The following is a 6,916-nucleotide window of genomic DNA, read 5'->3' on the forward strand; positions in this document are numbered from 1 at the left end:
TTCACCCTGAAGGTGCTCCTTCGACCTTGGAGAATTGGACCCTAAGTAAGCCCTATTCTTCCAGGTCAGGAGCACCTTTCCGCGTCTACGACCACCCCTCGGACACCTCAACGATGAAAGCCCGAGGTTCACGTCTTGCATGACCACGTGGCTGCAAGCCAGTAGCGCGCGCCGATCGAGCGGCTTGCCGTCCAGGCGGATGGTGCCGCGCTGCGGTTGGGCGAGCCCCGACAGCACCCGCACCATGGTGGACTTCCCCGCTCCATTGGGTCCGGTGACCACGGTGACGCGACCGCGGGGGACATGCAGGCGATCCAGCACGAGGGCAGGGGGAAGCCCGCGACGGTAGCGGTAGGACAGCCCCTCCACCTCGAGGCTGCCAGTGCCCTGTTCCGCGGCGCTCCGGGCGCCCGCCGGCGACGCTGATCCCGCCTCCTCCGCCAGTCGGCGCAGGCCTAGCTCACGCCGCCGCTCATCGTCGAGCGCGAAGAACTCCGCGGCCCGCACGTCCATCGCGATCCGCCCGCGATCGAGCACCACCACCCGGTCCACCAGCCGGCGCAGGAACGCCAGCCGATGCTCGGTGATGAGCACGGTGGAGCCCGCCTCCCGCAGGTGCCCCAGCAGCCTCCGCACCGCCTCGACCCCGGAATCGTCGAGATTCGAGGTCGGCTCGTCCAGCACATACAGCTGCGGATCATTGACCGCCGCGGCGGCGATCGCCACCTGCTGCTTCTGGCCGCCCGAGAGCTGCGAGACCGGCCGCCCCAGCAGGCGGGTCATCGACAACCTCTCGGTGACAGCAGCGATCTGCCGGCGGATGAGATCCGGTTCCAGCCCGGCGTTCTCCCCGGCGAAGGCCATCTCCGCCGTCGAATCGGCGCAGAAGAACTGGGTCCTAGGGTTCTGGAAGACCGTTGATACCACGCGCCCCATCTGATGCAGTTCCTCTTCGGCCGGGGTGAGGCCGTGCACCTCCACCTCGCCGCTGATCTCGGCCGCGTGCAGATGCGGCACCAGGCCGTTCACCAGGCCCGTGAGGGTGGATTTCCCGCACCCGCTGCGGCCGGTCACCAGCATCACCTCCCCGGCATGGAGGGTGAGGTCGATGTCGCGCAGTGCCTCATCCGTGCTGCCGGGGTAGCGCACCGTGACCCCGCTGAGCCGTACGGCCTCGCTCATCGCAGCCCCACCCCGAATCCGTAGGCGGCCACCGCCACCGTCACGAGCATCAGCGCCACATCGGCCACCCCGAAATGCAGCTGGACGATGGTGGTGCGCCGCCCCGGGGAGCCGAAACCGCGGCACAGCGCCGAGGCGGTCAGCTCGTCACCGGCCCGCACCGCCCCGGCCAGCATCGGAATGACCAGGTATTCCGCGGTGCGGATGGGGTGGCGCAGCACCGAGAGCGGACCGCCGAGCAGCCCGCGCATGCGCATGGCATCGATGATCGCCCGGCCCTCGGTCAGCACGGTGGGCACGAAGCGCAGCACCACCGCGATGGGTACCGCCAGGAACTGGGGGATGCGCATGCGGGTCATCGCCGCCATGAATTCGGTGGGCCTCACCCGGGTGATGAGGAACCAGCCGAATGCTCCAGCCAGGGAGTACCGCCACAGATACAGCACGGCGATCCCCAGCGCCCCCACCACCGGACCGCTGCCCAACCTGAGCAACCAGGCGGCGCCCAGCAACACCACTGCCAGAGCCACCAGTGCCAAGAGCTGACGCCACAGCCGGTAGGCGAGCAGCAGGAGCATCAGGACGGCGAGCGCCAGCAGGTCGATGCGGCGGGGGAGGGCGGCGAGGACGAGCGCGTCGAGGGTGACCACCGTGAAGACGAGGGACCGGACATCGAACACGTCAGGCCAGTCCGGCACGCTCGAAATGCTTGGACAGCGCACGCCGACCGATCCACCCACCGATCATGCCCACCACCACGGTGCCGATGATCAGCAAAATGATGACCGCAGGACTGAACAGTGCATTGAATGCATCGGCCCACTGATCCCCCATCTGCCGGCGATATTCCGAGAGCACCGAATCGCGCATGAACAGCAGCGGCAGGTAACCGCCGGACACCCACAGGTTGAACACGCCATAGGCCACCACGGTCGGGACCGTGGCGCGATATCCGCCGCGGGAGGCGATGACGTCTGCGGCGATTCCCGCCACGAGGGCGGTGACGATGCTGATGGGGTGGTGGCCGGCGATCGTCACCAGGATGCCCAGCAGCAGCGCCATCAGGGTGATCAGTCCCGCGTGGCGCACGCGGGTGAGGAAGAGCATGAAGGTGATGCCGTTCAGCAGGGCAGCGAGCGTGGCGCCCACCAGCTGCAGGATCGGCGCGACCGCCCCGAGCATATTGAATGCCATGTAAATGACGGTATAGACGGCGGTGAAAATGCCCAGGGCAATGAGCTCTTTGGGAGTGAATTTCAAGGTGTTTCCTTTGTGTGCAGGGGTGGGAATCGTTGGTCGTCAGGAATCGGCGGCGACGCGCCAGCCCTGGGCCTGTTCGCGTTGCCGCCAGAAATGGGCGTAGCGGCCGTCTCGTTCGAGCAGCTCGGCGTGGCTGCCCTGCTCGACGATGCGGCCGCCCTCGAGGAAGGCGATGGTGTCGGCGCGGGCGATGGTGTCCAGCTGATGGGCGATGACCAGCATGGCGGTCTGCTTCGGCAGGGCGTCGAGAGCGGACTGCACGGCGCGGGCGGTGGTCGGGTCCAAGGCGGCGGTCGCCTCATCGAGCAGCAGCACGGGGGCCTGCTTCACCAGGGCGCGGGCGATGGAGACGCGCTGCCGCTCGCCGCCGGAGAGCAGCTTGCCGCCCTCGCCCACCCGGCTCTGCCAGCCCTCGGGCAGTCGCGCGGCGATCTCGTCGACCCGCGCGAGCTCGGCGGCCCGCCGGATCGCGGCGGTATCGGCGTCCGGGTTCCCCAGCGTGATATTCGCTTCCAAGGTGTCGTCGAAGAGGTAGACGTCCTGGAAGACGAGGGAGAGGTGCTGCATCCGATCGGCCTCGGTGAGCTCGGGCAGGGGAATGCCGCCCATGCGGATCTCGCCGGCATCGACGTCGTGGAAACGCGCGACCAGGCGGGTGATGGTGGTTTTGCCCGATCCCGAGGCACCGACCAGGGCGGTCATTTCGCCGGGGCGGACGGTCAGGTCCAGGTCGTTCAGCAGCGGGCGCTCGCCGTAGCGGAAGTGGACACCGTCCAGCTCGATGGTTCCGTCACGGGGCGTGCCCCGGGAGGTCTCCGGCTCCGGCAGCGTCGGCAGCGTCAGGATGTCGCGCACCTCTCCGACCTCGGTTCCCGCCCGGTGCAGGGCGGTGCCCAGATCGGCGAGGATCCGCAGCGGCCCGGTGAACTGGGCGATCAGCCCGATCATGGCGACCATCAGCACCGGGTCGGCGCTTCCCCCCAGCGCCCACAGCACGGCGAGGCCCGCCAGGGCACCGAAGACGGCCTGCACCACGAATCCCTGCAGCACCTGGCCGAACACCTGGGACCACAGGGAGCGGCGGCCCGCCCGGCGCTGCGCCTCGATGGCCTCGGCCAAGGGGGTGTAGTCGGTGCCGCGCAGGCCACCGGCCCGCAGGGCCACCTGATTGCGGGCGAACTCGAGCAGCCGGTTATCGGTGTCGATCGCGATGTCGTGCAGGTGGTCCTCCGCGCGGGCGGTGGCGCGCCCCGCGAGCAGCGCCGCGAGATAGATGAGGGGAGCTGCCACGGTGAGCGCGGCCCCTAGACGCCAGTCGAAGGCGTAGGCCACCACCGTGATGGTCGCCGGGGTGACGATGTTGACGACGAAGGGGATGAGGATGTCCATCGCCGTCTGGGCGACGAACATGGTGCCGCGCACCGCGATGTGCGAGATGCGGGCGGTCTGCCGCGGCTCGAACCAGCCCAGCGGGAGCCGGACCACGTGCCGGCCCAGCCGATCGTGCATGGTCTCGATGACCTTCATCGAGGCGGCGAAGCCGATCCGGGTGGAGGTCACCACCAGGAAGGCATGGATGGCCGCGGCGGCGGCCAGCACCAGCAACCAGATCCCGGCTGCGCGCATATCACCGTGGAACAGCGAGGCGAGCACGGGGACCATGGCGGCAAGCGCCACGCCCTGGCTGATGCCATGGGCGATGGCGAAGGCGAGGAAGCGCCGCATGTCGCGGCGGGCGGCCGGGCCGCCGATGTCGATGAGCGCGCGAATCATGCGGCCACCCCCTGGTAATCGGCCCACAGCGCGGCATAGGCCCCACCACGGGCGACGAGCTCGGCATGGGTGCCGTACTCGAGCACCCGCCCCTCCTCGAAGACGGCGATGGCGTCCAGGTCGACGATGGTGGACAGCCGGTGCGCCACCACCACCACGGTCCGGCCGCGGGTGAGCCGCGCCAGGGCCTGCTGGATCTCCACTTCCGATTCGGGGTCGGTGGCGGAGGTCGCCTCATCGAGCACCAGCACCGGGGTGTCCATCAGAAGGGTGCGGGCGATCGCCACGCGCTGCGCCTCCCCGCCGGAGAGGCGGACGTCCTCGCCCACGACCGAGTCGTAGCCGCGGGGCAACTGCATGATCCGCTCGTGGATCCGGGCGGCCGTGGCGGCTTCGCGCACCTGCTCGTCGGTGGCGGAGGGGCTGCCCAGGCGCAGGTTGTCGGCAATGCTGATCGCGGGCAGCTGCACGTCCTGCAGCACGATGCCGACGGTGCGGCGCAGGGTCTCCGGGCTCATCTCGCGCACGTCGATGCCGCCGATGCGAATCGCGCCGGCCTCGACGTCGCGGAAGCGAGCTAGCAGCGTGGCGAGCGTCGACTTGCCCGAGCCGGATCGTCCCACCAGGGCGAGGGTGCCGCCCTCGGGAACCGTCAGGGAGACGTCATCGACCGCCTTGCGGCCCGGCACATAGGAGAAGTCGACGTGCTCGATCACCACGTCGTGGCCCCTCGGCGTGCCCGGCTCGGTAGGTTCGGAGAGCTGCGGCTCATCCAGCAGGGCGGTGATCCGGGCGGCGGCCTCGAGGGATTCCCCGCGCGCCTGGGTGGCGGCGGCGACGGTGTACAGGGTGCTGGGCAGCAGCAGGGCGACGATGGTGACCACCAGTACCTCGCCCGGGGCGGTCCATCCGGCGCCGGTGAACCAGGTGCCCAGGCCCAGGCAGATCAGCGCCACCGCCGGCCCGGCGAGGGCCAGCAGGGCGATCGACTGGATCTTCATCTGCGGGCCGACGAGGGCCGAGAACTCGGTGCGGAACTCGCGGGAGACGCGGGTGAAGCGGGCCGAGCCCTCCCCGCCGCGGCCGAACACCTTGAGCACCGCGACCCCGCCGACGTAATCGACGATGGCGGCGCTAACCCGCGAAAGGCCCGCGGCGATCCGCGCCATGATCTCCCGCATGTCCCCGCGAGCCAGCAGGGAGTAAATCGCGAAGTAGAGCACCATCGGCGCGAGGGCGGCGAGCCCCAGCCGCCAATCCACCCAGAAGCAGAACGCCACCCCGGCCAGCGGCGTGAACACCGCGGCGACGGCCTCCACCACACTGTGGGCGACTAGGTGGTGGAGGGAGTCCACATCGTTCTGTACGCATTGCCGCACCCGCGCGGAGCCGGCGTCATCGAACCAGCCCAGCGGCACCCGGCCGAGGGTGTCGGTCAGGTCGCGGCGCATCCGTGCCTGCAGCTCCACATCGGCGAAGTGCGTGAGCAGCAGCGCGAGGGAGCCCAGTAGGGTCTGCAAGCCGATGGCGCCGAGGAACCAGCCGACCTGCGCCCAGGCGGCCTGCGGATCAGGGGTTTGCGCCAGCAGCGCGCGGCTCAGCCGCAGGATCGCCAGGTAGGGGATGACCGAGACAACGGCGGCGCCGATCTGCAGCACGATGGCGATGATGACGGGGACGGCGACGGGCGCCAGCAACCGCAAAAGTGGCTGCGTGCCCGCACGGGGTTCATTCACGGTAGGTGCCTCCTGGGGTGGGAACCGGGGTGGGAATGTCAGCGAGGTAGTCGGCGAGCGCGTGGCAGCAGGCGAGTTGCTGGCGGATCTGCTCCAGCTGCGCCTCGGGGTCGGGGCGGTGCGCAGATCGTTGACCACGAGCGAGAGTGGCTTGGTCTTGTGGTCGATCAGATGCTCGGGGGTGGGCATGACGGCCCGCAAGGAAGGGTGCCGGTGCAGGTGCGGGACGGCGGCCTCGAGCACGGCCGGGTCCAGCCGCTTACCGCCGAACTCCACGTAGCCCAGGCAGTGCTGGCCTCCCAGGGGCTGATCGGGATCAGCGCCGATGGAATACGCGGATCGGATCGGGGTGGCGGTGAAGGTGCTGCTGGGCGGGGTGGCGGAGGGTGGAGTGCTGGGCACAGTGGCGGTGGAGGGCAACGCGATATCTTTCTAGTTAGGTAAGGCTAACCTAATATCGACTGCTCGCCGCAGGCTCTAGAGGCGAGTGAGAATCATACTCACACCGGGATGTGGGACACAGGGGCGCGCCCGGGTGCGCGCAGCAGAGAGGTGCCGGGGTGTGGGGCCTCGGGGGAGTGCGGAGTCAGTGCCGCTCGGCGGCCCGCTTCGCTCCCACCATCGCGCAGGCGGAACCGATGAGGGCGAGGAAGCCGAGCGCGATGCAGCCACCGACGCTCCACCGCGGGACGCCCTCCACGTCACGTTGGATGAGCGTGCCCACCGCTCCCACGACGAACGCGACCGCGCACAGCAAGGTCGGGATCCAGGCCGCCCGATGGCCGGCGCGCCAAGCGGCCTCATCCTCGAGCAACAGCGGCAGCCGGTAGCGCATGTTGATCACGCCCGTGCCCACTTCGATCCGCTCGGTGCGGGCGGCGATCGCGGAGAGCAGCGGCATGGGTGCGGCGGACTGCTGCGCGAAGTGGTGGACGCGGAAGTAGGCGCCGTTGACGCCCAGTTCC

The 6,916-nt window shown here is 69.6% G+C and carries 5 protein-coding genes and 1 pseudogene; all 6 read right to left on the reverse strand.

Annotation, left to right across the window (positions count from 1 at the left end; translation table 11 throughout):
- On the reverse strand, positions 1-1,182 hold a 1,182-nt coding region (locus MU407_RS13250; protein ID WP_246958199.1), incomplete at its 3' end, for an ABC transporter ATP-binding protein.
- The gene (locus tag MU407_RS13255) at positions 1,179-1,880 is read right to left on the reverse strand and encodes an energy-coupling factor transporter transmembrane component T (RefSeq protein ID WP_158239525.1); all 702 of its coding nucleotides are present in this window, start codon (positions 1,878-1,880) and stop codon (positions 1,179-1,181) included. The genes MU407_RS13255 and MU407_RS13250, both read right to left, overlap by 4 nt.
- The gene (locus tag MU407_RS13260) at positions 1,864-2,442 is read right to left on the reverse strand and encodes an MptD family putative ECF transporter S component (protein WP_158239526.1); all 579 of its coding nucleotides are present in this window, start codon (positions 2,440-2,442) and stop codon (positions 1,864-1,866) included. Before MU407_RS13260 ends, MU407_RS13255 begins: the two co-directional genes overlap by 17 nt.
- A gap of 39 nt (positions 2,443-2,481) precedes the next feature.
- Complete coding sequence (locus MU407_RS13265) at positions 2,482-4,215, reverse strand: ABC transporter ATP-binding protein (RefSeq protein WP_102237447.1); 1,734 nt, start codon at positions 4,213-4,215, stop codon at positions 2,482-2,484.
- Positions 4,212-6,371 (reverse strand): ABC transporter ATP-binding protein, encoded by a 2,160-nt coding sequence (locus MU407_RS13270; protein ID WP_102237448.1) that lies wholly within the window; start codon positions 6,369-6,371, stop codon positions 4,212-4,214. The genes MU407_RS13265 and MU407_RS13270 overlap by 4 nt, the downstream gene beginning before the upstream one ends.
- A 373-nt stretch (positions 6,372-6,744) precedes the next feature.
- Positions 6,745-6,916: pseudogene (locus MU407_RS13275) on the reverse strand (LLM class flavin-dependent oxidoreductase); the annotation flags it as partial.

This window comes from Brachybacterium sp. Marseille-Q7125 (assembly GCF_023062615.1).
Lineage (GTDB): Bacteria > Actinomycetota > Actinomycetes > Actinomycetales > Dermabacteraceae > Brachybacterium.

Bases quoted from the DNA above. Each gene is read 5' to 3' on its own strand.
- MU407_RS13265 (WP_102237447.1), bottom strand. From the start codon at position 4,215: ATGATTCGCGCGCTCATCGACATCGGCGGCCCGGCCGCCCGCCGCGAC.